Source organism: Chloroflexota bacterium (assembly GCA_038040195.1).
Lineage (GTDB): Bacteria > Chloroflexota > Limnocylindria > QHBO01 > QHBO01 > DASTEQ01.
On the sequence record JBBPIR010000035.1, the window covers coordinates 1 to 1,570 of the forward strand.

Sequence of the window (1,570 nt, forward strand, 5' to 3'; positions counted from 1 at the left end):
ATAGCACGTTCCACGATGCCCCTCATCTCCAGGCGTTCCTGATGAAGTTGAATCCTTCCGGTGATGACGCGGGAGACTTCCAGCAGATCATCAATGAGATGCGCCAGTTGCCCCACCTGACGCTGCATAATGATTCTGGCTTTCTGTTGGGTTGGGTTCTCGGTGCCTTGGAGGCGAAGGATATGCAGCGCGTTGAAGATCGCAGACAGGGGATTGCGTAGCTCATGGGAAAGCATCGCCAGGAATTCGTCCTTGCGCTGGTCAAGTTCTGCCAACACTTCCGCCTGCTCGTGCGTCTGCCGCTCCAAGCGGCTGCGTTCGGTAATGTCCCGAATGTTGCATTGAATGACCGACCTGTGCTCCATCTGATAGACGTTGCTGACGAACTCGACCTCCACCTTCCGCCCGTCTTTGGTTTCGAGCGGCAAACGCTCATGACGGATATAGCCTTGCTCTTGCAGTTCTCGAAAAGCGGCTTTGCTTTCCTCAATATCTTGGAACAGACCGAGCTGCCAGAGTTCCTTGCCGACGAACTCCGCCTGCGAGTAGCCCAACAAGTCCTCAATGAAAGGGTTGGCTTCGAGAATTTTCTTCGTGCTTGCGTCGAGAATGAGGATGGCGTCGTGCGTCGTCTCAAAGAGTCGCCGATAGCGCAGTTCGGAATCCTCCACTGCGGCTTCCGCCTGCTTGTGATACTCAGCTTGCAAAGTGATCGGGCCTGCGGTCATCGAATTCATCCTTAAACACGAATGTTATTGTGTCATCTGGTTAGGTTCCATTTCCGTGCCGGTGATGAACTTCTGGATGTATGGGTCTTCCGACTGAACGAATTCTTCATCTGTGCCGCTAAAGATCACGCGCCCCTCGCGCAGCATCAGAATTTTCGTATTGCTGAGACAGAAGTTATCTCCTTCCTCTGCAACGGTGACTTCGCCTTTCTCGCTAACTACTGCGTACTCAGACGTGATGTATTTGACGGTGTCCATCTCATGAGTCACGAGGATGGAGGCGACATTTTCCAGATCGCGCAGTCTAATAATTAATGCGGAAATAGTTGCCGCCGTCGGGGGGTCCAGCGCACCAGTCGGCTCGTCAAACAAGACAATCTTGGGATTACCAACAAGTGCGCGTGCTATGCCAACCCGTTTTTGCATGCCACCAGATAACTCGCTCGGCAGCTTATCCATATCATTTTCAAGACCGACAAAGCGTAGTAGCAGCCGCACTTCTCTTTCTACGTCTTCCTCAGGTATGTCCTCCTCGTGTAAGCGGTAAGCGACATTGTCATAGACCGAGAGCGAATCGAAGAGGCCGCCTTCCTGGAAGACCATGCCGATCTTGTCGCGTACATGCTTTAACTGCGATTCGTCGTAATTCGTAATATCTTCATCGTCAATTAGAACCTGTCCCTCATCCGGCTTGAGAAACCCGAGAATAAGTTTGAGGATGGTAGACTTGCCGCCGCCCGAACCACTCAGGATGATTTTGATTTCCCCCTTCATCACTTTGAAGCTGAGCCGGTCCAGAACTTTCTCGTCGTCAAACGAGAAAGACACGTCACGGAACTCGA

At 52.1% G+C, this 1,570-nt stretch carries 2 protein-coding genes; both read right to left on the reverse strand.

All coding sequences use genetic code 11. The annotated features are described in order from the left end of the window. Positions 1 to 728 (reverse strand): PAS domain S-box protein (locus AABM41_09860; protein ID MEK6192598.1); only part of this gene is annotated, 728 nt, incomplete at its 3' end. A gap of 24 nt (positions 729 to 752) precedes the next feature. Beyond that, positions 753 to 1,570, reverse strand: an 818-nt coding sequence (locus AABM41_09865) for an ATP-binding cassette domain-containing protein (GenBank protein MEK6192599.1), incomplete at its 5' end; no start/stop codon positions are given.